Annotated in this window: 23 protein-coding genes and 12 tRNA genes; 24 read left to right on the plus strand and 11 right to left on the minus strand. The window is 65.6% G+C overall.

Annotated features, from left to right (window positions below):
• Positions 1-147: 147 nt before the first annotated feature.
• Positions 148-3,555, plus strand: a complete 3,408-nt coding sequence (locus tag FYK34_RS10200; RefSeq protein ID WP_168209708.1) for a S41 family peptidase — start codon at positions 148-150, stop codon at positions 3,553-3,555.
• A 72-nt stretch (positions 3,556-3,627) separates the two neighbouring features.
• Here the strand turns inward: FYK34_RS10200 and FYK34_RS10205 are convergent, their stop codons facing one another.
• The gene (locus FYK34_RS10205; RefSeq protein WP_149296267.1) at positions 3,628-4,254 is read right to left on the minus strand and encodes a hypothetical protein; all 627 of its coding nucleotides are present in this window, start codon (positions 4,252-4,254) and stop codon (positions 3,628-3,630) included.
• Between the two features lie 145 nt (positions 4,255-4,399).
• Between FYK34_RS10205 and FYK34_RS10210 the strand changes: the two genes are divergently transcribed.
• Positions 4,400-5,485, plus strand: a complete 1,086-nt coding sequence (locus FYK34_RS10210; protein WP_149295137.1) for an IS5 family transposase — start codon at positions 4,400-4,402, stop codon at positions 5,483-5,485.
• Between the two features lie 153 nt (positions 5,486-5,638).
• Here FYK34_RS10210 and FYK34_RS10215 read toward each other — a convergent pair whose 3' ends face one another.
• Positions 5,639-6,589, minus strand: coding sequence for a GlxA family transcriptional regulator (locus tag FYK34_RS10215; RefSeq protein WP_149296268.1), 951 nt, complete (start codon positions 6,587-6,589; stop codon positions 5,639-5,641).
• Positions 6,590-6,700: 111 nt separating this feature from the next.
• Between FYK34_RS10215 and FYK34_RS10220 the strand changes: the two genes are divergently transcribed.
• Positions 6,701-7,231, plus strand: coding sequence for a cysteine hydrolase family protein (locus FYK34_RS10220; protein ID WP_149296269.1), 531 nt, complete (start codon positions 6,701-6,703; stop codon positions 7,229-7,231).
• Between the two features lies 1 nt (position 7,232).
• Here the strand turns inward: FYK34_RS10220 and tilS are convergent, their stop codons facing one another.
• A complete protein-coding gene (gene tilS / locus FYK34_RS10225; RefSeq protein ID WP_149296270.1) occupies positions 7,233-8,570 on the minus strand; it encodes a tRNA lysidine(34) synthetase TilS in 1,338 nt (445 codons plus the stop codon).
• Positions 8,542-9,507: an acetyl-CoA carboxylase carboxyltransferase subunit alpha gene (locus FYK34_RS10230; RefSeq protein ID WP_149296271.1), complete on the minus strand. Its 966-nt coding sequence runs from the start codon at positions 9,505-9,507 to the stop codon at positions 8,542-8,544. The genes tilS and FYK34_RS10230 overlap by 29 nt, the downstream gene beginning before the upstream one ends.
• A gap of 212 nt (positions 9,508-9,719) precedes the next feature.
• Between FYK34_RS10230 and FYK34_RS10235 the strand changes: the two genes are divergently transcribed.
• The 14 genes from FYK34_RS10235 (at position 9,720) to FYK34_RS10300 (ending at position 14,148) form a co-directional block, all read left to right on the plus strand.
• Positions 9,720-9,795, plus strand: a tRNA-Val gene (locus FYK34_RS10235).
• A 12-nt stretch (positions 9,796-9,807) separates the two neighbouring features.
• Positions 9,808-9,884 (plus strand) — tRNA-Asp (locus tag FYK34_RS10240).
• A 28-nt stretch (positions 9,885-9,912) separates the two neighbouring features.
• Positions 9,913-9,988: transfer RNA gene (locus FYK34_RS10245), tRNA-Val, on the plus strand.
• A 13-nt stretch (positions 9,989-10,001) separates the two neighbouring features.
• Positions 10,002-10,078, plus strand: a tRNA-Asp gene (locus FYK34_RS10250).
• Positions 10,079-10,106: 28 nt separating this feature from the next.
• Positions 10,107-10,182 (plus strand) — tRNA-Val (locus FYK34_RS10255).
• A 13-nt stretch (positions 10,183-10,195) separates the two neighbouring features.
• Positions 10,196-10,272: transfer RNA gene (locus FYK34_RS10260), tRNA-Asp, on the plus strand.
• Between the two features lie 28 nt (positions 10,273-10,300).
• A tRNA-Val gene (locus FYK34_RS10265) sits at positions 10,301-10,376 on the plus strand.
• 13 nt (positions 10,377-10,389) lie between these two features.
• A tRNA-Asp gene (locus tag FYK34_RS10270) sits at positions 10,390-10,466 on the plus strand.
• Positions 10,467-10,492: 26 nt separating this feature from the next.
• Positions 10,493-10,569: transfer RNA gene (locus tag FYK34_RS10275), tRNA-Val, on the plus strand.
• Between the two features lie 6 nt (positions 10,570-10,575).
• Positions 10,576-10,652 (plus strand) — tRNA-Asp (locus tag FYK34_RS10280).
• Positions 10,653-10,678: 26 nt separating this feature from the next.
• Positions 10,679-10,755: transfer RNA gene (locus FYK34_RS10285), tRNA-Val, on the plus strand.
• A 6-nt stretch (positions 10,756-10,761) separates the two neighbouring features.
• Positions 10,762-10,838: transfer RNA gene (locus FYK34_RS10290), tRNA-Asp, on the plus strand.
• A 130-nt stretch (positions 10,839-10,968) separates the two neighbouring features.
• Complete coding sequence (locus FYK34_RS10295) at positions 10,969-12,498, plus strand: FecR domain-containing protein (RefSeq protein WP_149296272.1); 1,530 nt, start codon at positions 10,969-10,971, stop codon at positions 12,496-12,498.
• A gap of 18 nt (positions 12,499-12,516) precedes the next feature.
• Positions 12,517-14,148, plus strand: a complete 1,632-nt coding sequence (locus FYK34_RS10300; RefSeq protein WP_149296273.1) for a CHASE2 domain-containing protein — start codon at positions 12,517-12,519, stop codon at positions 14,146-14,148.
• Positions 14,149-14,215: 67 nt separating this feature from the next.
• Here FYK34_RS10300 and FYK34_RS10305 read toward each other — a convergent pair whose 3' ends face one another.
• The 5 genes from FYK34_RS10305 to pmbA form a co-directional block, all read right to left on the minus strand.
• Positions 14,216-14,710, minus strand: a complete 495-nt coding sequence (locus tag FYK34_RS10305; RefSeq protein ID WP_149296274.1) for a disulfide bond formation protein B — start codon at positions 14,708-14,710, stop codon at positions 14,216-14,218.
• Positions 14,711-14,798: 88 nt separating this feature from the next.
• Positions 14,799-15,938: a patatin-like phospholipase family protein gene (locus FYK34_RS10310; protein ID WP_149296275.1), complete on the minus strand. Its 1,140-nt coding sequence runs from the start codon at positions 15,936-15,938 to the stop codon at positions 14,799-14,801.
• Between the two features lie 70 nt (positions 15,939-16,008).
• Positions 16,009-16,908 (minus strand): DNA-3-methyladenine glycosylase family protein, encoded by a 900-nt coding sequence (locus FYK34_RS10315; protein ID WP_149296276.1) that lies wholly within the window; start codon positions 16,906-16,908, stop codon positions 16,009-16,011.
• Between the two features lie 4 nt (positions 16,909-16,912).
• Positions 16,913-17,557 carry a DNA oxidative demethylase AlkB gene (alkB, locus tag FYK34_RS10320; RefSeq protein WP_149296277.1) on the minus strand — a complete coding sequence of 215 codons (645 nt, stop codon included), beginning with the start codon at positions 17,555-17,557 and terminating at the stop codon, positions 16,913-16,915.
• Positions 17,554-18,897 carry a metalloprotease PmbA gene (gene pmbA / locus FYK34_RS10325; RefSeq protein WP_149296278.1) on the minus strand — a complete coding sequence of 448 codons (1,344 nt, stop codon included), beginning with the start codon at positions 18,895-18,897 and terminating at the stop codon, positions 17,554-17,556. The genes alkB and pmbA overlap by 4 nt, the downstream gene beginning before the upstream one ends.
• An 83-nt stretch (positions 18,898-18,980) precedes the next feature.
• On the opposite strand from pmbA, the gene yjgA reads away from it, so the two are divergent.
• From yjgA to FYK34_RS10350, 5 genes are all read left to right on the plus strand, one after another.
• Positions 18,981-19,532, plus strand: coding sequence for a ribosome biogenesis factor YjgA (yjgA, locus tag FYK34_RS10330; RefSeq protein WP_149296279.1), 552 nt, complete (start codon positions 18,981-18,983; stop codon positions 19,530-19,532).
• On the plus strand, positions 19,532-20,110 hold the full coding sequence (gene mog / locus FYK34_RS10335; protein WP_149296280.1) for a molybdopterin adenylyltransferase: 579 nt from the start codon (positions 19,532-19,534) through the stop codon (positions 20,108-20,110). Before yjgA ends, mog begins: the two co-directional genes overlap by 1 nt.
• Positions 20,107-21,057 carry a YheT family hydrolase gene (locus FYK34_RS10340; RefSeq protein WP_149296281.1) on the plus strand — a complete coding sequence of 317 codons (951 nt, stop codon included), beginning with the start codon at positions 20,107-20,109 and terminating at the stop codon, positions 21,055-21,057. Before mog ends, FYK34_RS10340 begins: the two co-directional genes overlap by 4 nt.
• A 69-nt stretch (positions 21,058-21,126) precedes the next feature.
• A complete protein-coding gene (locus FYK34_RS10345; protein ID WP_149296282.1) occupies positions 21,127-21,639 on the plus strand; it encodes a PaaI family thioesterase in 513 nt (170 codons plus the stop codon).
• Between the two features lie 31 nt (positions 21,640-21,670).
• The gene (locus FYK34_RS10350) at positions 21,671-22,240 is read left to right on the plus strand and encodes a hypothetical protein (RefSeq protein ID WP_149296283.1); all 570 of its coding nucleotides are present in this window, start codon (positions 21,671-21,673) and stop codon (positions 22,238-22,240) included.
• Positions 22,241-22,246: 6 nt separating this feature from the next.
• Here FYK34_RS10350 and FYK34_RS10355 read toward each other — a convergent pair whose 3' ends face one another.
• Positions 22,247-23,401 carry an HD-GYP domain-containing protein gene (locus FYK34_RS10355; protein ID WP_149296284.1) on the minus strand — a complete coding sequence of 385 codons (1,155 nt, stop codon included), beginning with the start codon at positions 23,399-23,401 and terminating at the stop codon, positions 22,247-22,249.
• Between the two features lie 238 nt (positions 23,402-23,639).
• Here FYK34_RS10355 and FYK34_RS10360 point away from each other — a divergent pair, with 238 nt between their 5' ends.
• Positions 23,640-24,485, plus strand: a complete 846-nt coding sequence (locus tag FYK34_RS10360; protein ID WP_168209709.1) for a dienelactone hydrolase family protein — start codon at positions 23,640-23,642, stop codon at positions 24,483-24,485.
• 18 nt (positions 24,486-24,503) lie between these two features.
• Here the strand turns inward: FYK34_RS10360 and FYK34_RS10365 are convergent, their stop codons facing one another.
• Positions 24,504-25,610 carry an HD domain-containing phosphohydrolase gene (locus tag FYK34_RS10365; protein WP_168209710.1) on the minus strand — a complete coding sequence of 369 codons (1,107 nt, stop codon included), beginning with the start codon at positions 25,608-25,610 and terminating at the stop codon, positions 24,504-24,506.
• A 324-nt stretch (positions 25,611-25,934) separates the two neighbouring features.
• Here FYK34_RS10365 and FYK34_RS10370 point away from each other — a divergent pair, with 324 nt between their 5' ends.
• Entirely contained in the window at positions 25,935-26,138 is a 204-nt protein-coding gene (locus tag FYK34_RS10370) for a cold-shock protein (protein ID WP_043574695.1), read from the plus strand.
• The last annotated feature ends 42 nt before the right edge of the window (positions 26,139-26,180 follow it).

Consider the following 26,180-nt stretch of genomic DNA (forward strand, 5'->3'; position numbering starts at 1 on the left):
AGCCTTCCAGGGCTGAAACAGGCGCCATCCGGGCCGCTCCCGGTTTTTTCTTGCCAAGTCGCGCCATTCACAAAAACACCATTGTCATAGTAAGGACCATGCTGCATCATGCTTTGCTTTGCCGCGCTCGCAACCCGGAGAAAAGCATTGAGTCGCCACCCCCGCCCCACCCTTACGCTTTCCCTGCTCGCCTTGAATCTGGCCGTCGCCCACGCCCTGGCCGCCCTGCCCGCCGCCCCCGTCGCCGTCGATAGCGCCAAGCTCGGCTACTACCGCCAGGCCGTCGCCGGCCGCGACGGCATCGTCTTTGTCGCCGAAGGCCATCTGTGGCGCGTGCCCTACGAGGGCGGCACCGCGCGGCGGCTCACCAGCAGCGCGGCCGATCCCAGCTATCCCGCCTTGTCCGCCGATGGCCGCTGGCTGGCCTTCGTCGGCCGCTACGACGGCGGACCCGAGGTTTACGTGATGCCGGCAGAAGGCGGTCCGACCAAACGGCTGACCGTGGACGGCGACCGCGGCATCAAAGTGCAGGGCTGGAGCCGCGACGGCCGCGTGCTGGTGGCCAGCAGCCGTTACAGCGGCAAGCCGGATACCCGGCTCTACCTGATTGACCCGGCCAGCGGCCGTCGCGCGGCCATCCCGCTGGCCCAGGCCGCGGAAGCCTGCTTGAACGGCCAGGGCCAGCCCACGGTGTTCGCGCGCGAACCGCAGCCCAGCGACAACGTGATCGGCTACGTCGGCGGCCTGCGCCAGCAGCTGTGGAGCTGGAAGCCGGGCCAGGAAGCCAAGCCCGCCTTTCCCGGCCATCCCGGCACCAGCCGCCAGCCCATGTGCGACGGCGACCAGGTATTCTTCATCAGCGACAAGGGCGGCCGCCTCAATCTGTGGCAGGCCAGGCTGGGCGCGGACGGCACGCTGGCCGATAGCCGCGAGCTGACCCACTACCGCGACTTCGAGGTGCGCGACGCCAGCCTCTACGCCGCGCCAGGCCAGGATCGCATCGTCTACACCCGCGCCGGCGCCATCCATGTGTTCGACCCGCAAACCGGCGCCGACCGCACGCCCGCCATCCGGCTCAACTCTGACTTCGAGCAACTGCGGCCGCAAATGATCAGCAACCCGGTCAGCTACATCTCCGCGCTGGCGCTGTCGCCCAATGGCGACCGCGTCGCCGTGCAGGCGCGCGGCTATGTCTCGGTGTTTCCGGTCGGATCCGGCCGCCGCGCCGACGTGCTGACCGATGGCGCGCAACGCGCGCGCGAGCTGGTCTTCAGCGCCGACGGCAAATCCCTGCTGCTGACCAGCGACAAGAGCGGCGAGCAGGAATTCTGGCGCATAGGCAGCCGCGGCGGCGAGGCCGCGCGCCAGATCAGCCATGGCAGCGACTCGCCCATCGAACAGCCGCTGGCCGCGCCGGACGGCAAGAAGCTGGTTTACAGCGACGGCCGCCGTCGCCTGTGGCTGCTGAACCTGGAGACAGGCGAACGCAAGCTGTTGCGACAGCTGGAGCGCGGCGGCTACGCCGACTTCGCCTGGTCGCCGGACAGCCGTTACCTGGCCTATAGCGCGGACGCCGCCAACGAGTTCGCCCGGCTCTGGCTCTACGACAGCCAAAGCCATCAGCACCTGCCGCTGAGCAGCGACCGCTACCACGCGCGCAGCCCGGCCTTCTCGCCGGACGGCAAGACGCTGTACTTCCTCAGCGACCGCAATCTGGACTCGGAAGTCTCTAGCCCCTGGGGACAGCGCGACCCGGCGCCCTACTTCAACAAGCAGACCAAAATCTACGGCTTGATGCTGGACGCGGCGGCCCGCTGGCCCTTCCAGCCCAAGGACGAGCTGGCCGGCAAGGCCGATGACGAAGACAAGGGCCACGGCAAAGACGACAAAGGCAAAGACGACAAGCCCAAGGACGACAAGGCGAAGGACGACAAGGCCAAAACCGCCAAGAAGGGACCCAAGCCGGTGCGGCTGGACAACGGCTTCCGCCGCCGCCTGTACGAAGTGCCGCTGGAGGCCGGCAATTACGACAGCCTCAAGGTGGACGACAAGCGGCTTTATTTCGCGCGCGCAGCCAGTCCCGAGTCCAAGCTGAAGCAACTGATTTCCCTGTCGATCGAGGCCCCCAACCCCACGCCGCCCAAGCCGGAAGTCTTCGCCGAGGGCGTCAAGGAATACCGCCAGTCCGCCGACCGCAAAAAACTCTTGCTGGTGCGCGAGGAAGGCGGCCAGCCCAGCCTGGCCGTGGTGCCGGCCGGCGAGAAAATGCCCAAGGAGATGGACAAGTACGCCGTCAGCCTGAGGGACTGGAGCCTGCCGCTGGACCCGCGCGCCGAGTGGCGGCAGATCTTCGCCGACACCTGGCGCATGCACCGCGACAGCGTGCATCTGGCCACGATGCGTTCGGTGGACTGGGCGGCGATGCGCAAGCGTTTCGCGCCGCTGGTGGACCAGGTCACCACGCGCCAGGAGCTGAACGACGTGCTGGCGCAGATGATAGCCAACGTCGGCATCCAGCACAGCCAGGTGGGCATCCGCAGCCAGGGCGCGCCCCAGCCCGACCTCGCCGTCGGCCAGTTGGCCGCGGACTTCCGCCGCGTCGCCGGCGGACTGGAGGTGACCGCGATCTGGAACGGCGATCCCGAACTGCTGGAAGAACGCTCGCCGCTGGCGCGGCCGGAAGCGGACGTGCGCGTCGGCGACGTGATTTCGCGCATCAATGGCCAGCCCGTTGCCAGCGAGTACGCGCTGGCCAGCGCGCTGCGCGGCCAGGTCGACAAACAGGTGCTGCTGCAAATCGTCCGCGCCGGCGTCAGCCGTCAGGTCATCGTGCGCCCCGTGAGCCTGTCGCGCGACCGCGACTTGCGCTATCTGGGTTGGGAGGAGCAGCGCCAGCGCATGGTGGAAAAGCAATCGGCCGGCCGCATCGGCTATGTGCACCTGCAGGCCATGGGCAAGGAAGACGCCGCGCGCTGGGCGCGCGAATACTACCCGGTATTCGACCGCGAAGGCCTGATCCTGGACCTGCGCCACAACGACGGCGGCAATATCGACCGCTGGCTGCTGGAAAAACTGCTGCGCCGGGTCTGGGTATGGTGGCAGAACGGCAATGAGCGCGTCACCAGCCCCAACCCGCCCTACGCCTTCCGCGGCAAGGTGGTGGCGCTGATAGACGGCGCCACCTATTCCGACGGCGAGACCTTCGCTCTGGGCCTGCAGCGGCTGGGCATCGCCACCCTGATAGGCGAACCGACCGCCGGCGCCGGCATGTGGCTGAGCGATCAGAACTGGAGCCGCGACCAAGGCATCGCGCGCGCCGCCCAGTCGCCTCAGTTCGTGGTGGCGCCGGACGGCAGCCGGCATTGGGTGGTGGAAGGCCGCGGCGTGAAGCCGGACATCGCCGTGGACAATCTGCCCTGGGCCACCTTCAAGGGACAGGATGCCCAGCTGGAGGCCGCCATCCATTACTTGCAGCAAGGCATGGGCAAGACGCCGCCCGCGCCGCCCCAGCCGCCTGCCGGCGGCGCGCAGGGCGCGCACTACCGCGGCTTCTAAGCCGCGCGCTTGGCCGGCGCCTGGCCCGTTCCGGCGCCGGCAGATTTCCGTACGGCCCGCTCGCGGGCCGGATCAGCCCCGGTATGGCGGCATCGTTTCGCCATTGACGACAAGCTGCGCCGCACTGCCGCTCAAGGTGACCTCCACGCGCCCCGGCTGCTTCATCCTGGCCGAGTAATACCAGAACACCGCCATGCGCTCCGCGTCGCTTGGCGCCCGCTGCCAAGCCCTGGCATAAGCCGCCGCCTCATCCATCCGCGGCACATCCGCGGCAATCGCCTGCAGATTGCAGATGGCGTGATTCAACTCGCGGTTTGTGTTGCACAGTTGCTCGATGCGGGCCAGGTCGGGCCGCTGCCCGGACAGCTTGATCTCGCCATCCGCCGTGCTGGCCAGCTGGAACGGCGGGTTCATGGGCAGGCCCGCCTGGCTCATCGCCTGCGCCAGCAGCTGGCGCACGTATTCGCCGTGCCTGGCCACGGTCTCCCGCGTAGGCAATAGCCACTGGATGTCCTCCGCCGTCTGTTGCCCATCGTGAAAAGGCGGCGGCCGCACCGTGGGCGCGCCGCCCGCCGGCGTCTGCCCCGCCTGCGCCAACTGGCTGGCAAAACCCTCTCCGCCTCCCTGCCCGGCAAAACTTGCCGGCTTGCCGACCTGCTCGCGCCAGGCACTGAGCGCGGAAACGCTATCCACTTGCATGGCCACCTCCTCGCGGTTGCTCCCCGCCAGGCAGCAATAAGCATGCCATGCACATAGGATGGTTATGGATTAGCAGGCCGTTGAAAAACCAACAGCCATTCATTTGGTATAATCATCAACATCCAACGAACCGCGAAAGCACCCGATGAGAGGCGTCCGCAACGACAGTCAGACCAATCTGTTCAGCTACATCCAGCTGGAAGATCGCATCCCGGCTCATCACCCGCTGCGCAAGATCCGCCAGATGGTCGACCTGGTGCTCGGCTCGATGAATGACGTATTCGACGGCTTATATTCCCGCGTCGGGCGGCCTTCGATTCCGCCTGAACATCTGCTGCGCGCCTCCCTGCTGCAAGTGCTCTACACCATCCGCTCCGAGCGGCTGCTGGTAGAGCAACTGGACTACAACCTGCTGTTTCGCTGGTTCGTCGGCCTTTCCGCCGATGCCCGCGTATGGGATCACTCGACCTTCTCGCAAAATCGCGACCGCTTGTTTACCGAAGACGTCGCCCGCGCCTTCTTCATTCGCGTACGCAGCCTGGCCGAGTGGGGCAAGCTCACCAGCGACGAACATTTCAGCGTCGACGGCACGCTGATCGATGCCTGGGCTTCGCACAAAAGCTTTGTTCACAAGGATGACGACACGTCCCCACCCGCAGGGCGCAACCCGGACGTCGATTTCCGGGGCGAGAAGCGAAGCAACCAGACGCATCAATCGCGAACCGATCCGGAAGCGCGACTGGCCCGCAAGAGCGCCGGCGACGCCAGCCGCTTGTGCCATATGGCCCATATCCTGACCGAGAACCGCAACGGTCTGGTGGTGGACGTCTCGGTGTCCGAGGTCAATGGCCACGCCGAAAACATCGAAGCGCTGAACCTGTTGCTGCGCAATGCCAAGAAAGGCAGCACCGTCGGCGCGGACAAGGGCTATGACACGCCGGCTTTCGTGAACGGCTGCAGAGACTTGGGCATCACGCCGCACGTGGCGCGCAAGCGTGTCGGCAGCGCCATCGACAGCCGCACCACGCGCCATGAGGGTTACGCGATCAGCCAGCGGCGACGCAAACGGATCGAGGAATGCTTCGGCTGGCTGAAAACCGTCGGAGGCCTTCGCAAAACCAAACTGATCGGCCGGGCCAAACTGGCCGGGCAAACTTTTTTAGCGTTTGCGACCTATAACCTGATCCGCATGGGCAGCCTGTCCGGTTGCTGGGGCGGATCGCATGTATAGGGCGTATTGCGCCCAAAATCGCCGGATAACCGGCAAACAGCCTGAAAACCCAGGCAGAGAACGGATTTATGGGCATTCTGCCCGCTGAAACCGCCCATTTTTGTTCATGCGGAAATGGGTTGGGGCAAGATCGACGTGTTTTTCAACGGCCTGTTAGGCCTTATCCGCGCCGCGAAAGGCCTGCCGCCAAGCCGCGGGCGACACGCCAAGCTTGTGGCGGTACAGCCGCCGCAGCGACACGGCCGAGCCCAGGCCCGCCTGCTCCGCCACCTCATCCATCGACAACGCGGTGGTTTCCAACAGGCGCTGGCTCAAGGCCAGCCTTTCGTCCGCCAGCCATTCTCCCAGCGTGGCGCCGGTCAGCCCGTGAAAACGCCGGGAGAAGGTGCGCCGGCTCATGGCCAGGCGCGCCGCCAGGCCGTCCAGCGTATGCGCCTCGCGCAGATGGGCGCGCAGCCAGTCCAGCAGCTCGCCCAGGCGGCTGTCCCGGCCGGCCTTAGGCAGGGGCTGCGCGATGAACTGCGCTTGGCCGCCCTGGCGGTGCGGCGCCACCACCATGCGCCGCGCCACGCGGTTGGCCGCCTCGGCGCCCTGGCGTTGCCGCAGCAGGTGCAGGCAGCAGTCTATCGCCGCCGCCGTGCCGGCCGAGGTCAGCAGGCTGCCGTCCTCCACATACAGCACGTCCGCGTCCAGCCGCACCGCAGGATAGCGCCGCGAGAACGGCTCGGCATAAGCCCAATGCGTGGTGGCGCGGCGGCCGTCGAGCAGGCCCGCCTCGGCCAGCACGCAGGCGCCCAGGCAAAGCCCCACCAGCTGCGCGCCATCGGCATGCGCCTGGCGCAGCGCTTGCAACAGCGCCGGCTCGGCGGCCGTCGCCGGATTGGGCCAGCTGGGCACGATCACCACATCGGCCTCGCGCAAGGCCTCCAGCCCATGCTCCACGGTCAGCGCGAAACCAGCGCTGGTCAGCAGCCTGCCCGGCCGCGCGGCGCACACCGTCAGCGCAAAGCCCTGGGCCAACTCGCCCAATACCATGCAGGGCACGGACAGATGAAACGGACTGATGCCGTCAAACGCCAGCACGGCGACTCTGAGTGTTTGCATGCCTGCTCCAGATTGACCCGATTTGATCGAATTGTGTCATTCGGGCCACTGCCAGGCAAGCCATGACAAGTTGATAATGAACTCACTTTCACAGCCAAGCGGAGCACCGACATGCAACACGCCAAACAAACCGCCCTGCTGGTCATCGACCTGCAAAACGACTACTTCCCGGCCGGCAAATATCCGCTGCACAACACCGAGCAGACCCTGGCCCATACTCTGGACGCCATCGGCCGAGCGCAAAGCCTGCAGATGCCGGTCATCCTGGTGCAGCACGTGGCCGCCAGCGCCGCCTCGCCCTTCTTCGCCCCGGACAGCGAAGGCGTGAAGATCCACGCTCAGGTGCTGGCAGCCGCGCCGGACGCGCCGGTGGTGGTGAAGGCGCACGCCGACAGCTTCCTCAACACGACGCTGTCCGCACTGCTGGAAGAGCTGAAGATAGACACGCTGCTGGTCTGCGGCATGATGACGCAGAACTGCGTCACCCACACCGCGCTGTCGCGCGCGGCAGATGGCTACCAGGTGAAAGTGCTGCAGGACTGCTGCGCCACGGTGGACCCGATGATCCATGCCATCGCGCTGCGTGCGCTGGGCGACAAGGTGGCGTTGCTGGACCGGGATGCGGCCCTGGCTGCGGCGTGAGTCAGCGCGGAAGCGGCCGCCACAGCGGCCACCAGCCCGGCTCCGCCGAGGCCGTGTGCGACACGGCGATGCCGGGCACGGCCAGCAACTGGCCGTCCGCGCCGTAGAGCAAGGGCCAGCGCTGGCGCAGCGGCGGCGGCAGGCCGGCTTCGCGCAGCAGGTCCTTGACCTCGCGCCGCCCTGCGGCGGCAGGCAGCTTTTCGCCGCCCTGCCGGGGCAGCAGCGTCAATCCGGCAGCCAGAACGGCATCAGCCAGGCCACGCGGCCGCCGCTCCCACTCCAGCCATCCGCCCCATTCCGCCACCTCCAGCGGCCTGCCGCCGGAAAGATCCGGCAGGCATGTGCCCGCTGAGGGCGGCGTCAGATCGGGCATGGCCTGGATGGCGCCGCCGAAGCGGAACAGCAGGCCGCCGGCCAGCTTCAGCGTCGGGCAGGAGGCTGCGCCGGCCTGCGTCAACTGGCGTTGAAACTCATGCAGGGCCGCAGGCTCCGGCGACTGCCAGCCTTGCTCGCCCAGCCAGGCCAACAGCGCCTGGCGCTGGCGCGGCGCGGACAAGGCCTGCCAGCGCGCCAGGTCCAGGCCATCGCCGCGGCGGCAAGACGCCGCATCCTGCGCGGCCACTTCGTCCAAAATGGCCGCCGCGTCGGCCTGCAGCGCCGCCGCGCGCGCCAGATGGCTGCGGTAATGCGGCACCGCCCGTTCCAAGCGCGGCAGGATATCGTTGCGCAGCAGGTTGCGCCGGTAGCGGTTGTCGCGGTTGCTTTCGTCCTCCACCCAAGCCAGGCCGCGCGCGCGGACATACTGTTCCAATTGCTCGCGGGTCAGCGCCAGCAAGGGGCGCCACAGCAGCCTGCCGGCGTCCAGCTCGCGCACCGCGGGCATGGCCGCCAGCGCCTTGACGCCGCCGCCGCGCAGCAACTGCAGCAATACCGTCTCCGCCTGGTCGTCCAGATGGTGGGCCAAGGCGACGATCTGCGCCGTGGATTGACGGTAAACCGCGTAGCGCGCCGCGCGCGCCGCCGCCTCCAGGCCTTCGCCTGCCTGCGCGCGCACCCGCACGCGCGCGACGCGCAAGGGCACGGCCAGCGCGTCGCACAGCGCCTGGCAGTGCGACGCCCAGGCGTCGGCGTTGGGGCTCAAGCCATGGTGGACATGCACGGCGGACAGCCGCAGCTGCGGCAGCCGCGCGCGGGCCTCGCACAGCAGCGACAGCAAGGCCACGGAATCCAGGCCGCCGGAAAGCCCGATCTCAAAAGCGAAAAGGCCGGACAGTTCGTCCGGCCAGTGTTGGATCAGGCTATCCGCCAGCTCAGGCGGCGTCTTCCTTGAAGCGGCCATAGCTCATCAGGCGGTCGAAGCGTTGTTTCAGCAGCTCGTCCATGGCCTTGGCCTGGACCTCTTTCAGCTCATCCTGCAGCACCCGCTTCAGGGTGGTCATCATCTGCGCGTGGTCGCGATGGGCGCCGCCCACCGGTTCGGTCACCACGCGGTCGACCAGGCCCAGCGTCTTCAGCCGCGGCGCAGTGATGCCCAGCGCCTCGGCCGCGTCGGACGCGCGTTCGGCCGTCTTCCACAGAATGGAGGCGCAGCCCTCCGGCGAGATCACCGAATAGGTGGCGTATTGCAGCATGTTGACATGGTCGCCCACGGCGATGGCCAGCGCGCCGCCAGAACCACCCTCACCTATCACGGTGACGATGATGGGCACGCGCAGGCGGGTCATCTCGTACAGATTGCGGCCAATCGCCTCGGACTGGCTGCGCTCTTCTGCGCCGATGCCGGGCCAGGCGCCGGCGGTATCGACGAAGGTCATCACCGGGATGCCGAACTTCTCCGCCAGCTTCATCAGGCGCAGCGCCTTTCTATAGCCCTCCGGATGCGGCATGCCGAAGTTGCGGCGGATCTTCTCTTTGGTGTCGCGGCCCTTCTGATGGCCGATAACCATGACAGACTGGCCGTTGAAACGCGCCAGGCCGCCCACGATGGCCGCGTCGTCGGCAAACGCGCGGTCGCCGTGCAACTCCTCAAAGTCGGTGAAAATGGCTTGGATATAGTCGAGCGTGTAGGGGCGCTGCGGATGGCGCGCCACCATGGCGATCTGCGACGGGCTGAGCTTGGCGTACAGCGTCTTGGTCAACTCCAGACTCTTCTTCTGCAGGCGGGCGATCTCCTCCGAGATATCCAGCACAGAATCGTCCTGCACGAAACGCAGCTCTTCAATTTTGTTCTCGAGCTCGGCAATCGGCTGCTCAAAATCGAGAAAGGTCGGCTTCATTCTTCACATCATCCGTCAAACCTTAATCGGCGAATCATACATGAGCGGCAAACGCGCCGTCACCCGCGGCAGCGGGAAAACCACGCAAAAATGGAGCAAATATTCAAAATATCGGCTTTTCGGAAAAAAACTTCCCACCACCACTTGCGCGAGCTTAAACCCTGTGCTTTAATTCGCCTCCTCGCTGAAACGCAAGCAGCGAAACGAATTCAGGGCGTTTAGCTCAGTTGGTAGAGCGTCTGCCTTACAAGCAGAATGTCGGCGGTTCGACTCCGTCAACGCCCACCAAGGTTTACGGTTGGAGTGGTAGTTCAGTTGGTTAGAATACCGGCCTGTCACGCCGGGGGTCGCGGGTTCGAGTCCCGTCCACTCCGCCAACAAGATAAAGCAGTACCCGTACAAGACGGGCGTTTAGCTCAGTTGGTAGAGCGTCTGCCTTACAAGCAGAATGTCGGCGGTTCGACTCCGTCAACGCCCACCAAAGGTTTACGGTTGGAGTGGTAGTTCAGTTGGTTAGAATACCGGCCTGTCACGCCGGGGGTCGCGGGTTCGAGTCCCGTCCACTCCGCCAACAAAATAAAGCAGTACCCGTACAAGACGGGCGTTTAGCTCAGTTGGTAGAGCGTCTGCCTTACAAGCAGAATGTCGGCGGTTCGACTCCGTCAACGCCCACCAAAGGTTTACGGTTGGAGTGGTAGTTCAGTTGGTTAGAATACCGGCCTGTCACGCCGGGGGTCGCGGGTTCGAGTCCCGTCCACTCCGCCAACAAAATAAAGCAGTACCCGTACAAGACGGGCGTTTAGCTCAGTTGGTAGAGCGTCTGCCTTACAAGCAGAATGTCGGCGGTTCGACTCCGTCAACGCCCACCAAAGGTTTACGGTTGGAGTGGTAGTTCAGTTGGTTAGAATACCGGCCTGTCACGCCGGGGGTCGCGGGTTCGAGTCCCGTCCACTCCGCCAACAGTTTCAAGCAGTACCCGGTTTTCGGGCGGTTAGTCTCAGTTGGTAGAGCACTGCCTTCACACGGCAGGGGTCGCTGGTTCGAGTCCAGTACCGCCCACCAAAAAACGGAGTGGTAGTTCAGTTGGTTAGAATACCGGCCTGTCACGCCGGGGGTCGCGGGTTCGAGTCCCGTCCACTCCGCCAACGTTTTGCAGCAGTACCAGTTTTCTGGGCGGTTAGTCTCAGTTGGTAGAGCACTGCCTTCACACGGCAGGGGTCGCTGGTTCGAGTCCAGTACCGCCCACCAGAAAACGGAGTGGTAGTTCAGTTGGTTAGAATACCGGCCTGTCACGCCGGGGGTCGCGGGTTCGAGTCCCGTCCACTCCGCCAACACGCAAAAAAGCAGCCTCTGGCTGCTTTTTTGCATTTCCATGACGGCACTACTGTAATTTATTTGCCTAATTTGCGCTTGTCATTGATACTGTCAGACTTTATACATTAAACATCAAGAGATTACACGATGCGCATCGTAATCTTGCTGACGGCATCCCTGCTGCCCCTGCCTGCCCTGGCAGATGCGCCTCCCGATGCGGCGATCTGGCAATACAAGGTCCAGGCCGGCGACACGGTATGGTCCATCGCCTCCCGCCACTTACTGTCCGCCGATTACATCCCCCAGCTGAGAACCGACAATCGGATCGCCAACCCTCGCCGGCTGCGCCCCGGCAGCGTGCTGAGCATCCCCTACGCCTGGGTCAAGCAGCATGCCGCCGCAGCCGTGCTGGACGCGCAGGCAGGGCCGGTATCCATCAGCGGCAGCCATGGCGAGGCCTTGAGCGTCACGCTCGGCCAACGCTACGCCAGCGGCACGCGTTTTCATACCGGCCGCGACGCCATGCTGCGGCTGCGCTTCGAAGACGGCTCCCAACTGATCCTGAACGCCAACAGCACCCTGACCCTGGAGCAACAGGCCTATTTCACCAGCACCGGCGCCATCTTGACGCAAAACCGGCTGGACCAGGGCAGCGCCGGCAGCTCGGTGATCCCCAACCTGCTGATGCCCAGCCGCTATCGGATTCAGACCCCCTCGGCAGTCACCACGGTGCGCGGCACCGTATTCCGCGTACGCAGCGTGGCGGCGGACGACACGGCAACCGAGGTGCTTCGCGGCAAGGTCAATGTCAACGCCCAGCAGGGCGAAGTGGATGTGCCGGCCGGCTTTGGCAGCCGCGGCCAGGCCCAGGGCGGACGCCCCATCGTCCTGCCGCCCGCGCCGGCGCTGACGGGGCTGGCCGCGCGCGCCGAATTCAACCCGCCTCTGCTGCGCTGGCAAGCCGGCGCCGGAGAAACCGGCTACCACCTGGCCCTGAGCCGGGCGGACGGCGAAAACGAGCAGCTGCAAGAGCGCGAAACCGATGCGCCGCGCTTCGCCCCGCTGCTTCCCGGCAATGGCGGCTACCGCCTGGCCATACGCGCCATCAATGCCGATGGCCTGCAGGGTTTCGACAGCGAGCGGCCATTGCAGCTTCACGCCTACCCGCTGCCGCCGCTGTTGCTGAATGGCCCGCCGGCGCAGCAACAGCGCGGCGAGGGCCTGCTGCTGCGCAGCGGCGCCAGCGTCGCGCATCCCGCGCGCGTGCAGATCGCGCGCGACGCCGCCTTTCAGCAGCGCGTTTTTGATGGCGAGCTGACGCAAGCGGAATGGCGGACCCGCCTGCCCGGTCCAGGCACTTGGTATTGGCGCGCCGCCTCCATCGCGCCCGACGGCGCATCGGGGCCGTATTCCGATATCCAGCGCGTGACCGTGACCGGCTGGCTGGGCGTGCCGGACATCCAGCCCGCCATGCTGTGCAGCCGCCGCTATCCCATTGACGCGGCGCATTACACCCTTAGGCTGGAGTCAGCGAGCGGCGCCTACGAATGGCCTGCGCCACAGCCCTGCTGGCGGCTGCGCGACTTGCCGCGCGGCCAGTTTGCCGTCACCATCCGCATTGACGGCGAACACGGCTATCACGCCGTGGAAAACCATCCGCCGATAACCTTGCCCTAAGCGCCCCGCCCCACTCTCATGGACGATAGCACTCGCACCCGGCCCGCTTGGCTCGCGCCCTGCCTGCTGGCGACGGCCGCCTTCCTGCTGATCGGCAGCCAATTGCTATCCCGTCTGGATGGCTGGCTGTACGACGCCCTGGCCGGACTACGCCCGGATCACCGCGACCACGCGGCACTCACCGTCATCGCCGTCGACGAGAAAAGCCTGGCCGAGCTGGGACGCTGGCCCTGGCCGCGCAGCGATCACGCCCGCCTGCTGGACAAGCTGGGCCAGGCGCGCGCCGTGGGCCTGGATATCGCCATGATAGAACCATCGCCTCACCCGGAAGGCGACCGTCTCCTGGCCGCCGCCCTGCGCCGCAACGGCAAAGTGGCGGGGCCGGTGTTTCCGGAACTGCATGGCCGCCTGCTGGTAGAAGCCAGACCCCTGCCCTTGCTGGCGGACGCCATGGCCGCCCTGGGCCACATCGACTTCGAGCAGGACAGCGACGGCATCATTCGCCGCGTCTACCTCAAGGCCGGCTTGAACCATCCGCGCTACGACAGCTTTGCCGGAACGGTGGCCGCGCTGGCGCAAGACAGAGCGGCCGCATCGCCGCCTGCGCTGGCCGCGCCCCCAGGCTCGGCCTGGCTGCGCGCCCAGCCGGTGATGATTCCGTTCGCCAAGGGCAAGCGCCCCTACCAACTGGTTTCCTATGCCGATGCGCTGAACCGCCTTTCTCCGGCCAGCTTCGCCGGCCGCATCGTGCTGATCGGCGCCACCGCCACCGGACTGGGCGATACCCACCCCACCCCGGTCTCCGCCAATGATCGCGGCATGTCCGGCGTGGAGATCAACGCCTTTTTGCTGCATGGCATGCTGGAAGGACTGCTGGCGCGGCCGCTGGATCCGTTCTGGCAAGCTGCGCTGGGCGCCTTGCTGCTGGGCCTGGCCGACTGGCGGCTGTCGCGGCTGCGCCCGGCCCGTCGCCTGCTGGCGGGCTATCTGCTGGGTTCTGCGGCCATTCTGGCGGCAGCGGGCGGCGCGCTGTTCCTGGCACGCATCTGGACCGGCGGCGGCGTGGCCGCGCTATTGCTGGCCGGCGCCGGCGGACTGCGTTACACCACTCAGCAGTCCAGGCTGAACAAGCTGGCGCTGACCGACGGACTGACCGGCCTGGCCAACCGCCGCAGTTTTGACGAAGCCTTCGCCGCCGCGCTGGCGGCGCATCGTCGCCGCGGCAAGCCCCTGGCCTTGGTCCTGGTGGACCTGGACAACTTCAAGGGCTACAACGACCGCTACGGCCACTACGCCGGCGACGACGTGCTGCGCCACACCGCAAAAACCTTGCGCCGCTGCTTCCGCCAAAAGGGCGAAATGCCGGTACGGCTGGGCGGGGAAGAGTTTGGCGTTCTTTTGACAGACCGCGACGAAGCCGCCGCCCTGCAGGCTGCCGAACGCTTCCGGCAAAGCCTGGAAGCCCTGGCCCTGCCGCATGCGGCCAATCCGCCAGGACGCGTCACCTGCAGCATAGGCGTGGTCGCCCGCGTCCCGGAACCGGATGGCGCGCGCCAATTGTTTGAAGACGCCGACCAGGCGCTCTACCTGGCCAAGGGCAGCGGCCGCAACCGCGTTTGCGGCAGCGCCGGCCTGTCGCAAGCGACGTGAACAGGCCGCCGCGCCCTCAAACACAAACCGCCGCAGCAGCGGCGGTCAAAATCAGGATTCATCCCGCTCAGCGCTTGCGGCGCAGCAGCCAGAACGTCCAGGCGATCACCCCGGCAAAGAACACCGCCACCCAGAACGGCATGGTCATGCCGAGAAAGCGCCCCTGGATCGCCGCGCATTCGCCGCTGCCCTTCAGCACCTTGGACAGCACCTCCCACAGCGGGAAAGATTCCATCAGGAACTCCAGGCCCGGCCCGCACTGCGGCACCTGGTCCGCCGGCAGGCTTTGCAACCACAATTGGCGCAGCGACACCCCGGCGCCAGCCAGCGCGGCCAGCGTCATCAAGCCGCCCCAAACGCGGGCGCCGCCGCGCCCGGGATTATGCAGCGCCGCCAGCAAGGCCAGCGCCCCCACCGCCATCACGCCGATTCTTTGCAGGATGCACAGCGGGCAAGGCTCCTCACCCAACTGATATTGCGCGTACAGCGCAAAGCCGATAGCGCCGGCGCAAGCCGCCGCGACCAACAAAAAACCTTGCCGCCTGCTGATATTCAAAACCATCCCCCTTAGCCTTTCCTGATATGTCTCGCGAGTAACGCAGTGTAAACGGAAAAGCTCAGATAGGCACAAATCCGCAAAGTTCCGGCGGCTACAGCTCCAGGAAAGCCCGGATCTCATCCCGATGCTGCAAGGCGTCGTGATAGCCCAGGGCGATCAGCTCCCGGCAATAGCCCGGCTCGAACAAAAGGTAGGTGGCCAGGGCGGTGCCGCGCTGCCGGGTGCCGCCGGTGCTTTTCATGATGAAGCGCAGAATGGGCGGGAAGAGATGGGTATGCCGGTACACGATGCCTTCCAGCGACTTGCTGGGATTGAGCTGGAAGATATCCACCGACTTCAGCTTGGTTTGATTGGCCAGCTCTGCATGGCCTTGCAGCAGGGAAACGGTGTGGTTGACGCGCTGCAGCCGCTCCATGTCCACCGCCATGCTGTCGATGAACACGCTGTTGAGCAGGTGGCCGAACACCTGGGCCGGCATCGGGTAGGAGCCGATATTGCGCCGCTCTATGGTATCCGGCCGCTGGCTTGCCAGCCCCACCACGAACAACTTTTCCGCGCCCAGATGCAGCGCTGGCGACAGCGGCGACAGTTGGCGCACCGCGCCGTCGCAATAGAACTTCTCGCCAATCTTCACCGAAGGAAAAATCAAAGGGATGGCCGAGGTTGCCATCACATGGTCCAAGCCTATGCGCTCTCGCAGGCCCAGCCGCTGATAGCGCGACCACTCGTCCAAGCCCTCCGCCCCCTGGAAAAAAGTCACCGACATGCCCGTGGTGTAGCAGGAAGCCGTCAAGGCCAGCGCCTGCAACGCGCCCTCATCCAGGGCCTGTGACACGCCATCGAAATTCATGATGCGCGCCAGCAGCTGCCGCAGCGGCGCATTGTCGAGAAAACTCTGCGGATTGCGCCAGACATGGCCGCCGCTCAGCAGCGAAATGCCGAAATGCAGGAAGGTCTTGGCGAAATACAGGCTGCTGGCGTCATACACTTCGTGGATATGCAGCTGCTTCCACACCTTGGCCAAGGCGCTGACCGCCAGCGTGTAATTGCCCGCGCCGGACGCCAGGGCCACGGCATTGATCGCGCCGGCCGAAGTGCCGCAGATGATGGGGAAGGGATTGCGCTCCGGGTCCGGCAGCAGTCGGGAAATGCCCAGCAGAACGCCCACCTGATAAGCGGCGCGCGCGCCGCCGCCGGACAACACCAAACCGATTTTGCTGGGCCTGCGCATGCCAGCCTCTTTCTCAACATGCTTTATTAGTTCTTTTAGGAATAGTCAAAAAAGAGACTAAGCAGCAAGCTCAGAAACCGCCCGCCTGCAGCAAGGCCCACAAATGCGCCGCCACCAGCGCGCGCCACGGCGCGAACGCGCCCAGCCACTCCTGCGTCTGCTTCTGGTCGGGCTTTCCCGCCTGGCCCAACACCATGCCCAGCGCCTTGCGCACCGCCACGTCGCCATGCAGCGAACCGTCCAGCCAGCCATAGCCGCGCAGCAAGGCATAGCTGACCGTCCACGGACCAATGCCCGGCACCGCCAGCAGACGCTCCGCGATCTGATCGGCCGGCGTTCCCGCCAACCAGGCATCCAAGGGCAGCGTCCCATTCGCCGCGGCCTGGCTCAAGGCCAGAACGGCGCGGCTTTTGGCGCGGGAGAAACCGGCCTCGCCCAATTGATCCGCCGTCAGCGCCGCCAGCCGCGCCGCATCCGGATGGCACAGCAGGCCGGAGGAATGGCGGCAATCGCACAGCAGCAGCATGCGCCGGCGTATCGTGACCGCCGCCGCCACGCTGATCTGCTGGCCGGTGATGGCCCAGGCCAAGGCCTCGAACGGCGTGGCCGTCTGCGGCACCCGCAGGCCGGCGCGCGCGGCGATCAGCGCGCCCAGCTGCGGATGGTCCCGATATTGCCGCTCGAACGCCTCCACCGGCTGATTCAAGCCCAGCATGCGCCGGCCCATGCCGGCCAGTTCAGCCTGACCATCCGCCCCCGCCTCGCCATCCACCATCAACCGCAAGTGGGCATGGCCGTCCGCGAAGCGCAGCGCCAGGCAGGCCGGCTGGCCGCGCCACAGCAAGCCCTTTTTCAGCCCATCGTCGTCCACCTGTTCCGCCAGCCGTTCGCCGTCTCGGCGATGAAAAGCCAGGATATCCTGCGGACGGAAGCCGGACGGCAGGGAAATATCGCAATCTAGGATGGACATGGATTCAACGGGCCTTGCGGAAAGTGAGATTGATGCGGCGCCCGCCCAGCAGCGGGTGATCGCCGGGCGGCACCGGCCGCACGCCGTGAAAGCGCAGACGGTCCGGCCCGCCCCACACCAGCACGTCGCCGTGCCGCAAGGCGATGCGGGCGGTTTTGTCGGCGCGGCGCAAGCCGCCCAGCAGAAAATCCGCCGGCAGCCCCAGCGACACCGAAACAATGGGCGCGGAAAAATCGCGCTCGTCCTTGTCCTGGTGCAGGCCCATGCGCGCGCCGGGCAGATAGCAATTGATCAGGCAGGCGTCGGGATCGAAGCCGGAGAAGCCGGCCGCCGCCGCCGCGCCTTGCGCCAGTTCGCGCAGCGCATCGGGCATGGCCGGCCAGGGGCGGCCGCTATCGGGATCCACCGCCGAGTAACGATAGCCGCGGCGGTCGGAAAACCAGCCCCAATCGCCACAGCTGGAAGTGATCACCGACATGGCTTGGCCGCCGGGCGTCGCCATGCCGCGCAGCGGCGCCAATGCCACCACCTCGTCCACGGCCCTCACCAGCCGGACATCGTCGGCGCAGGCCCAGCCGTGCAGCAGCACGGTGCCGGCCGACAGCCGTTCCACCCAAGGGCCAGCGGGCGCGAACAGGCTGTCGCTCACTCCTCGCCGGCCACCATCATGCCGCCTATCAGCACCGAGCCGATGCGGCGGCCGCCGCGGTCCAGCGTGTCGCTGCCTATGGCTTCGATATTGAGGAACATATCGCGCAAATTGCCGGCGATGGTGATTTCCTCCACCGGGTAGGCGATCACGCCGTTCTCCACCCAGAAACCGGCCGCGCCGCGCGAATAATCGCCGGTCACCGTGTTGACGCCCTGGCCCAACAGCTCCGTCACCAGGAGGCCGCTGCCCATCTGGCTCAGCAGCTCGGCCAGGCTCTCGCCGGTGGTATGCACCACCAGGTTATGCGCGCCGCCGGCGTTGCCGGTGGTTTGCATGCCCAGCTTGCGCGCCGAGTAGCTGGACAAGAGATAGCCCTGCAACACGCCGCCGTCCACCAGCCGGCGAGACTGCGTCGCCACGCCCTCGTTGTCGAAGGCGCTGCTGGCCAGGCCGCGCAGCAGGAAGGGATCTTCGTCTATCGTCACCTTGGCCGCCATCACCGGCTTGCCCAGCGAATCCAGCAGAAAAGACGATTTGCGGTACAGATTGCCGCCGCTGATCGCCGCGGTCAGGTGGCCTAGCAAGGACATCGCCACCGGCGCCTCGAACAGCACCGGATACTGGCCGGTCTTGACCCGGCGCGCGCCCAGGCGGCGCACGGCGCGCTCGCCGGCGGTGCGGCCTATCTCCTCCACCGGCGCCAGGTCGTCGCGATGGCGCGCGGCGGAATACCAGTAATCGCGCTGCATCACACCGCCCTCTTCCGCCACCACGGCGGCGGACAGGCTGTGGCGGCTGCTGCGGAAACCGCCGCGGAAGCCGTGGCTGTTGGCGTAGGCGAACTGGCTGGCTTGCGCCGACACGCTGGCGCCTTCGGAATTGCGGATGCGGGCATCCACCGCGCGCGCGCTATCCTCGCAACGGCGCGCCAGCTCGATGGCCTGCTCCACCGGCAGCTGCCACGGATGGTACAGGTCCAGGTCAGGCAGGTTGTCGGCCAAAAGCTGCGGATCGGCCAAGCCGGCGCAATCGTCTTCCGCCGTGTAGCGCGCGATGTCCAGCGCCGCGCGCACGGTATCGGCCAGCGCCGCGTCGGAAAAATCGGACGTGCTGGCATGGCCTTTCTTCTGGCCCAGATAAACGGTGACGCTGACGCCCTTGTCCTGGTTGTATTCTATGGTCTCCACTTCGGACAGGCGCACGCTGACGGTCTGGCCGACACCTTCGGAAACGTCAGCCTCGGCGGCGCTGGCGCCCAGCTGGCGCGCCAGCTCTAGCACGCGATCCGCGATGCCGCCCAAGGTTTCAGAACTGAAACTGAATGTCTTATCTGCCATAGTATCTTTCGGAACAGTGGAAACGGCCGGCGGCCTTTTCCGGTATCATACCAGCCTTGAAAACCGAGTGAGACCTAGCAACAATGACCGACCACCAGAACGACGACGGTTTCGTCAGCAAGTCCCAGCGCAAGCGCGACATGGACGCGCTGCAGGATCTGGGCCGCGAGCTGGTCGAGCTGTCCAAGGACACGCTGAAAAAGATGCAGCTGCCGGAAGACCTGCTCACCGCCGTACTGGACTATAAACGCTTCACCGCCAACGGCGCCCTGCGCCGCCAGATGCAATACATCGGCAAGCTGATGCGCGACGTCGACCCCGAGCCCATCCAGCAATACCTGCAGATACTCAAGGGCGAATCGTCCGAGCACATCGCCTGGCAGAAGCTGCTGGAGCGCTGGCGCGACAAGCTGATGGCCGATGACGCCAATCAGCCCTTGTTCCTGCAAAGCTTCCCCGAGACCGATCCCAAGCAACTGCACTCGCTGGTGCGCCAGTCGCGCAAGGAAAAACAGGACAACAAGCCGCCCAAGGCCTTCCGTCAGCTGTACCAGCTGATCAAGGAGCAGATTCCGGAACCGGGCAAGCCGCGCATCTGGAACAAGGATGGGGACGAGGAAGAGGACGAAGCGTAATGCTGAAGATAGGCCTGGTTTCCATTTCCGATCGCGCAAGCCAGGGCGTATACGAAGACAAGGGCCTGCCCGCGCTGCAAGACTGGCTGGCACGCGCGCTGGCCACGCCGTTTGAGACGGTGTTGCGTTTGATCCCGGACGAGCAGCCCGGCATCGAAGCCGTTTTGAAAGCGCTGGTGGACGACGAAGGCTGCCAGTTGGTGCTGACCACCGGCGGCACCGGCCCCGCCCCGCGCGATGTGACGCCGGACGCCACGCTGGCGGTGGCGGACCGCCTGATGCCGGGTTTTGGCGAACAAATGCGCCAGATCAGCCTGCGCTTCGTGCCCACCGCCATCCTGTCGCGCCAGGTCGGCGTGATCCGCAAGCAAAGCCTGATTCTGAACCTGCCCGGCCAGCCCAAGGCCATCCAGGAAACGCTGGAAGGCCTGCGCGGCGCCGACGGCAAGGTGGAAGTGCCCGGCGTCTTCGCCGCCGTGCCCTATTGCCTGGACCTGATAGGCGCGCCCTACATCGAAACCCATGAGGCGGTGGTCAAGGCCTTCCGCCCCAAATCTGCCATCAAGCCGGCGCCATGAACTACCGCGCGCCGGCATGGCTGCGCGGCGGCCATGCCCAAACCATCTGGCCCGCGCTGGCCGTCAAGGTGGACCCGCCGCCGTACCGGCGGGAACTGTGGGACACCCCGGACGGCGCCAGCATCGCGCTGGACTTCGTCGACGGCCAGGCCGGCGCGCCGCTGGTGGTGCTGTTTCACGGACTGGAAGGCAGCAGCGCCAGCCATTACGCCAAGGCGCTGATGCAGGCCGTGGCCGCGCGCGGCTGGCACGGCGTGGTGTCGCATTTTCGCGGCTGCGGCGGCGTGGACAATCCGCTGCCGCGCGCCTACCACGCCGGCGACGCGGCGGAAGTGCGCTGGATCTTGCAAAGGCTGTCTGCCCGCTTCGCCGCCCTGGCCGCCGTCGGCGTGTCGCTGGGCGGCAGCATGCTGCTGAATTACCTGGCGGAAGAAGGCGACGGCGCGCTGCCGCTGGCCGCCGCCGCCGTCTCCGCGCCGCTGGACCTGGTGGCCGCCAGCACCCGGCTGGACCGCGGCCTGGGCAAGCTGCTGTACACCCGCATGTTCATGGACACCCTGAAGCCCAAGGCCATGGCCTCCCTGCAGCGCCATCCCGGCCTGTTCGACGCCGCCCGCCTGCGCCGCGCCCGCACCTTCATCGAGTTCGATGATCTGGTCACCGCGCCGCTGCACGGTTTCGGCACCGCGCTGAACTACTGGACGCAGGCCAGCAGCAAGCCCAAGCTGGCCAGCATCGCCCGCCCCACCCTGGTGCTCAATGCGCGCAATGATCCCTTCCTGCCGGAGAGCGCGCTGCCGGAACCCTCGCAGGTTTCGGCCACGGTCACGCTGGACTTCCCCGAGGACGGCGGCCACGTCGGCTTCGCCACCGGCCCCTTCCCCGGCCATATAGATTGGCTGCCGCAACGCTTGCTGGAATTCATCGCGCCACATCTGCCAGGCTGAAATGCCAACAGCATTGACAATTCGCCCACAGACCAGGCATGGTGGACCTTCCCCATCTGGAGATCCGCCATGACTATCGCCACGCCAGCAGAACGCACTCTCACCGTCCAATGGGACGACCCCATGACCGGCGCGCGCGCCGCCCGCGATTTGTCGGGCCTCGATTATCTGCGGGCGATGGCGGACGGCAGCCTGCCGCCGCCTCCGGTAGCGAAGCTGCTAGGTTTCGACTTTGCCCGCGCGGAAAAGGGCGAGGTGGAGTTCGTTTTCCATCCGCACGAGTCTCAATTCAATCCCATCGGCACGGTTCACGGCGGCGTGATCAGCACGCTGCTGGATTCCGCCATGGGCTGCAGCGTCCATTCCCTGTTGCCCCAGGGCAAGGCCTACACCACGCTGGAGTTGAAGGTGAACTTCGTCCGCGCCGTGCTGCCCGCCAATGGGAAACTGCTATGCCGCGGCAAGGTGATCCACGCCGGCGGCCGGATGGCCACCGCGGAAGGCCATTTGCAGGACGAGACGGGAAAGCTGTACGCTCATGCCACCACCACTTGCATGATCTTCGACGCGCCGGCTGCCTGACCCAGGGCTAGCGCCCTTCAAGGACCGCTTTATGCTTCGTCGCACCGCCCTCATCGCGCTGCTGGCCGCACTCTCCGGCTGCGCCAGCATCGCCAGCCGGCTGCATGGCTCGCTGACGCCCCCGCCGGGACAGGCCTACGCCATCGTCTCCCTGGTCGGCAAGGCCTTCGATCCCGACCGCGCCACCATAGGCCTGACAGTCAGCGACGCACAGGGCCGTCCAGCGGCGCAGGAAGTCGCCAGCCTGCTCACTGACACGGTATTCGGCGAGCAAGGCATGTCGGAAGGCAAGCTAGCGCTGTTGACGCTGCCGCCGGGCGACTACCGCCTGTCCGGCGCCTGGGCGCACTGGGTAGAGGAAGGCGCGTTCGGCGCAGAAATGAAGATGAAGCAGTTCCGCCTGGACGCCCCTTTCCGCCTGGCGCCCAACGAAACGGTCTATCTGGGCGAAGTATGGATGGACCTATCCTTCCTGCCCGAGGTCCAGTTGCGTGACGAGCGCGGACGCGACTTTAGCCACATGCGGCGGGTGTGGAAAATCGACAATCTGGATCAAGTCCGGCTCAGGCCATTGGCGCAGACCGCGCCCGTCCAGCCCTGAGTCCCGTCAAGGCTTGTACCACAAGCGGTATAGATACGTGGGCTTGATCGCGGCGGCGGCCGCCGCCACCGGCTCCAGCACCTGGTAAGCGGACTGGCGGGTGTCGCGCAGCAATGGGTCGACATACGGCGGCCCGTCCAGCTTGCGCAGGGCCGCCACTTTGGGGGTGTTGGCCTTGTCGCCTCTATGCGTCACCACCGCCACCTCGTTGCTGGCCAGCCGCACGAAGCTGCCCGGCGGATAAATGCCCAGCTCCTTGACCAGCAACGAGACATGCGCCGGCGGGAACTGCCCCAGTTCGCCGCGAAACAGACTGCCCAGCACCTGGGCCGGCAGCTGCGGCTGATGCGCGCAGGCGCATACCAGATCCACCATCTGCAGCAACAGCGCGTCCGGGTCGATCTCCTCCCCGGCCAGCCCCAGCGGAAAGCCGGTGCCATCCTGACGCTCATGGTGCTGCAGCACCAGGCGGTGCCAGCGCTCATCTTCCACGCCCGCTTCGCGCAGCAACGCTGACGCCAGCACCGGGTGGGCAAACATCAACTCCTGCTGCGTCTGATCCATGGGCTCGCTTTGCGCGGCCAACTGGTTCAGCAGGCCGGTGATGGCCAGATTCATGCTCAGAGCGGCGCCCAGCAAGGGCCGCAACTCCGCCTCGCTCCGCCCCAGCCTGCGCCCCAGCACCGCCAGGATGGCCGCCACATGCACGCTTTGCGCGCTGCCGATATCCTGGAACGGTAACAGGAAGACGCTGGCCAGCAAGCCGTCGCAGTGCCGCTGGCTCAAGACCAGCAGGCTGTCCGCCATGTCCTGCAGGCTGGCGGACAAATCACGCACCGCCAGGCCATGCAACAGCACGCCTTCCGCTCGACGCTGCAAAAACGCCATCTCCTGCAAGGGATTGGCGCTGTTGCGCAATTGCTGCGCCTCCCGCTCCCGCTGCGCGGCCCGCTCCAGCCGCTCCCGCTCCAGCCTGGCATCCACCTCATCGCTGTCACCATGGCCTATTCGGCCCAGCCGGTCCCGCAGGTCCTCCGTCAGGACGTAGTGCCCCTTCTTCAGCAGCAGCACGCCGTTTTTGGCGTAAATGTCCACCGGCACTTGTTGGCCGAAGCGCACGAAATTGCGTGGCAGTTTTACCTTTGGCGACGAATCCGTCATATTTCACTTGCAGAGTTGCGCCGGCGCCTGCCGGCTAGTCTTTCCAATGCTGCCCCGTCGCCGTACCTGTGGTCTTGGCTGGTGCCGAGGGCCGGGCGACGTGAACCGTATCCGAATCGGCGCGATGCGCGCATAAGGTTGCAGCGATAGTTTTGTTAGCGATTCTTAATGCTTGCAATAGCATTTTATGCGGTTTTTGCGCCGGCCGCGCAAGCAACCGCGATATGGGAGCGCAGAGATGATCCAAGACTCAACCCCGATGAACCGCCGCCACTTCCTAGCCGGCGCCGGCAGCCTGGGTTTCGCCCTGGCGGTGCAGCCCGTCGCGGCCAGCGCCATCCTCACCGACAGCCAGGATTTGCAGACCGGCGTGCCGGCCATAGGCACCGAGGATGGCATCATGCCTGGCTATTATGCTAGGCCCGCGGCAAGCAAGACAGCGCCGCCGCTGGTCATTGTCATCCAGGAAATCTTCGGCGTGCACGCCCACATTCAGGATCTGTGCCGCCGGCTGGCCAAACAAGGCTATTTCGCCGTGGCGCCGGAGCTGTATTTCCGCCACGGCAATCCCGCCCAGGCGCCCGACATCGACACGCTGCTGCGCGATCTGGTGTCCCAGGTGTCCGACCGGGAAGTGCAGGACGATCTGGACGCGACTTGGCGCTGGGCCGGCGCACACGGCGCCGATCAGACGCGCGCCGCCGCAGTCGGCTTTTGCTGGGGCGGGCGCCAGGCCTGGCTCTATGCCTCGCATAACCACCAGCTCAAGGCCGCAGCGGCGTGGTATGGCAAGCTGGAGGGAGGGGTCAATGAAAAAACGCCGCGCCATCCGCTCGACATCGTCCTGCAACTGGACGTGCCGGTGCTGGGACTATACGGCGGGCAGGACGCCAGCATCCCCCTCTCATCGGTGAATAAGATGCAGGCGGCGTTGAAGGAAGCCGACAGCTCAAGCGAAATCGTCGTCTATCCCGACGCCGGCCATGGTTTCAATGCCGACTACCGCCCTAGTTACCGCCCGCGCGACGCGCAAGACGGCTGGCAGAAGATGCTGGACTGGTTCGCCCGGCACGGCGCGCGCTGAACGCGGCAGCGCGCCTGCTCAACGTCCGCCCACCACGTTGCGCATTTCCAGGCGGGCGCGCACCACCTGATTCAGCAGCTGCAGCCACACCGGGTGAAACTGGCGCTCGGACGCGTTCAGCTCCGCCACGCCGCGCAGCATGGCGCGGCGTGGCCCTTGCTGGACATGCTTGAGCGTCACTGATTCGAACGCGTCCACCAAAGACAGCAGACAGGCGCCCTCGCATATCTCCGCGCCCTTCAGGCCATCTGGATAGCCGCTGCCATCCTGCGATTCATGGTGCTGCAACACCATGCGCGCGGCCTCCTCCCATCCGGGCATGCGCTCCAGCAAGCCGCCGGCCCAGCCCGGATGCGACGCCATCTGCCGCCTGTCCTCTTCCGTCAGCCGGCCCGCCTTCAGCCAGAGGGCCTCCGGCAGCAGCAACATGCCGATATCGTGCATGTAGACCGCGGCGGCCAGCTGCTCCATGCTGAGCGGCTTTGCCGCCAGCCGGTTGATGTCCAGCGCCAGCGTCAGGTTGCGCTCGGTGCGGCCGGCAAACGCCGGCACCCGCTGCTCAAACTGCATCGCCAGGGAGCGGAAAAACTGCAAGTCCGCGAACAGGTGCCCGCCCAGCCCGCTTGCGGCCACCGTAAGGCTGGCCTGCATCGGAGTGGTCGCCCCCATCACCGTGCCCACCAGCTTGGCGCAAGCCTGCGGCAATTCATTCGGCCCGGCCTCCGCCAGCTTTTCCAAACCTGGCAGCAAAGCGCGCAGCAGCCTGTCATCGGGCATTTCATCATTGGCGATCTCGTCCAACAGCATCACCAATTGATCAGACACCAGCAGCAACACGTCGCCCACCGCATCCTGGTAGTTCAGCTCGTTCTGCCGGATCCTGTCGAGAAGAGTCTCCAAAGCATGGACATAAGGAATGACGAAATGGACCTGGCACAGGCTGGCATCGCCCTTGATGCTGTGCAGGATGCGAAACAGCTGGGCGATCTTGTCCGCATCGCGGCTGCCGTCGCCCAGCTGGCAAACCAGTTGCTCCAGTTGCGGCGCGTAGTCGGATACCGCGTCGCGGAAATCCTGAAACGCGATAGGATCCACCACTTCCAGCAAGACAGGCTGTGTAGCCATTGCAGCGTTCTCCATGCCTCATGATTAGTCCAGTATATGCAAACCGCGTCGCGGCGCATTTTCTTGACATGGAAACATGTGAGCTGTAATTCACATTCAAAAAATGTAAATGTCCTGACCAAAGGTATTAAAGATTCGTAAAAACAGGAGATTCCTGCAGAAAATGCTTGCCACGCGCAGCAACTAGAGGCACTATGCCTGCCTGCAGGATGCTCAAGTTGTGGATGTGTAGTTGTCGTAGTGGCAATAGGCCGTACCTCAGTCGCCATTTCCCTTGATCTTCGTGCCTTTTTATTCAACTGCTCGTTTTGAGGAATTAACAAAATGGCAACCGGTACCGTTAAGTGGTTCAACGACTCCAAAGGTTTTGGCTTCATCACCCCGGATGAAGGCGGCGACGACGTTTTCGCTCACTTCTCCCAAATCAACGCCAAAGGCTTCCGCACCCTGGCTGAAAACCAGCGCGTGAGCTTCGACATCGTCGATGGCCCGAAGGGCAAGCAAGCCTCCAACATCCAGCCGATGTAATCTCTCTTAAGAGACCATCGACCAGATGAGAAAACCCGGATC

It is taken from the genome of Chromobacterium paludis (assembly GCF_008275125.1).
Classification (GTDB): domain Bacteria; phylum Pseudomonadota; class Gammaproteobacteria; order Burkholderiales; family Chromobacteriaceae; genus Chromobacterium; species Chromobacterium paludis.

Excerpts from the sequence above, each read along its gene's own strand:
- FYK34_RS10305 (WP_149296274.1), bottom strand. The coding sequence starts at position 14,710 with ATGGTTTTGAATATCAGCAGGCGGCAAGGTTTTTTGTTGGTCGCGGCG.
- FYK34_RS10370 (WP_043574695.1), top strand. The coding sequence starts at position 25,935 with ATGGCAACCGGTACCGTTAAGTGGTTCAACGACTCCAAAGGTTTTGGC.
- FYK34_RS10220 (WP_149296269.1), top strand. The coding sequence starts at position 6,701 with ATGCAACACGCCAAACAAACCGCCCTGCTGGTCATCGACCTGCAAAAC.
- FYK34_RS10355 (WP_149296284.1), bottom strand. The coding sequence starts at position 23,401 with ATGACGGATTCGTCGCCAAAGGTAAAACTGCCACGCAATTTCGTGCGC.
- mog (WP_149296280.1), top strand. The coding sequence starts at position 19,532 with ATGCTGAAGATAGGCCTGGTTTCCATTTCCGATCGCGCAAGCCAGGGC.
- FYK34_RS10215 (WP_149296268.1), bottom strand. The coding sequence starts at position 6,589 with ATGCAAACACTCAGAGTCGCCGTGCTGGCGTTTGACGGCATCAGTCCG.
- tilS (WP_149296270.1), bottom strand. The coding sequence starts at position 8,570 with ATGGCCGCTTCAAGGAAGACGCCGCCTGAGCTGGCGGATAGCCTGATC.
- FYK34_RS10340 (WP_149296281.1), top strand. The coding sequence starts at position 20,107 with ATGAACTACCGCGCGCCGGCATGGCTGCGCGGCGGCCATGCCCAAACC.
- FYK34_RS10310 (WP_149296275.1), bottom strand. The coding sequence starts at position 15,938 with ATGCGCAGGCCCAGCAAAATCGGTTTGGTGTTGTCCGGCGGCGGCGCG.
- FYK34_RS10345 (WP_149296282.1), top strand. The coding sequence starts at position 21,127 with ATGACTATCGCCACGCCAGCAGAACGCACTCTCACCGTCCAATGGGAC.
- pmbA (WP_149296278.1), bottom strand. The coding sequence starts at position 18,897 with ATGGCAGATAAGACATTCAGTTTCAGTTCTGAAACCTTGGGCGGCATC.
- FYK34_RS10230 (WP_149296271.1), bottom strand. The coding sequence starts at position 9,507 with ATGAAGCCGACCTTTCTCGATTTTGAGCAGCCGATTGCCGAGCTCGAG.
- FYK34_RS10315 (WP_149296276.1), bottom strand. The coding sequence starts at position 16,908 with ATGTCCATCCTAGATTGCGATATTTCCCTGCCGTCCGGCTTCCGTCCG.
- FYK34_RS10360 (WP_168209709.1), top strand. The coding sequence starts at position 23,640 with ATGATCCAAGACTCAACCCCGATGAACCGCCGCCACTTCCTAGCCGGC.
- yjgA (WP_149296279.1), top strand. The coding sequence starts at position 18,981 with ATGACCGACCACCAGAACGACGACGGTTTCGTCAGCAAGTCCCAGCGC.
- FYK34_RS10295 (WP_149296272.1), top strand. The coding sequence starts at position 10,969 with ATGCGCATCGTAATCTTGCTGACGGCATCCCTGCTGCCCCTGCCTGCC.
- FYK34_RS10210 (WP_149295137.1), top strand. The coding sequence starts at position 4,400 with ATGAGAGGCGTCCGCAACGACAGTCAGACCAATCTGTTCAGCTACATC.
- FYK34_RS10300 (WP_149296273.1), top strand. The coding sequence starts at position 12,517 with ATGGACGATAGCACTCGCACCCGGCCCGCTTGGCTCGCGCCCTGCCTG.
- FYK34_RS10350 (WP_149296283.1), top strand. The coding sequence starts at position 21,671 with ATGCTTCGTCGCACCGCCCTCATCGCGCTGCTGGCCGCACTCTCCGGC.
- FYK34_RS10365 (WP_168209710.1), bottom strand. The coding sequence starts at position 25,610 with ATGGCTACACAGCCTGTCTTGCTGGAAGTGGTGGATCCTATCGCGTTT.
- FYK34_RS10205 (WP_149296267.1), bottom strand. The coding sequence starts at position 4,254 with ATGCAAGTGGATAGCGTTTCCGCGCTCAGTGCCTGGCGCGAGCAGGTC.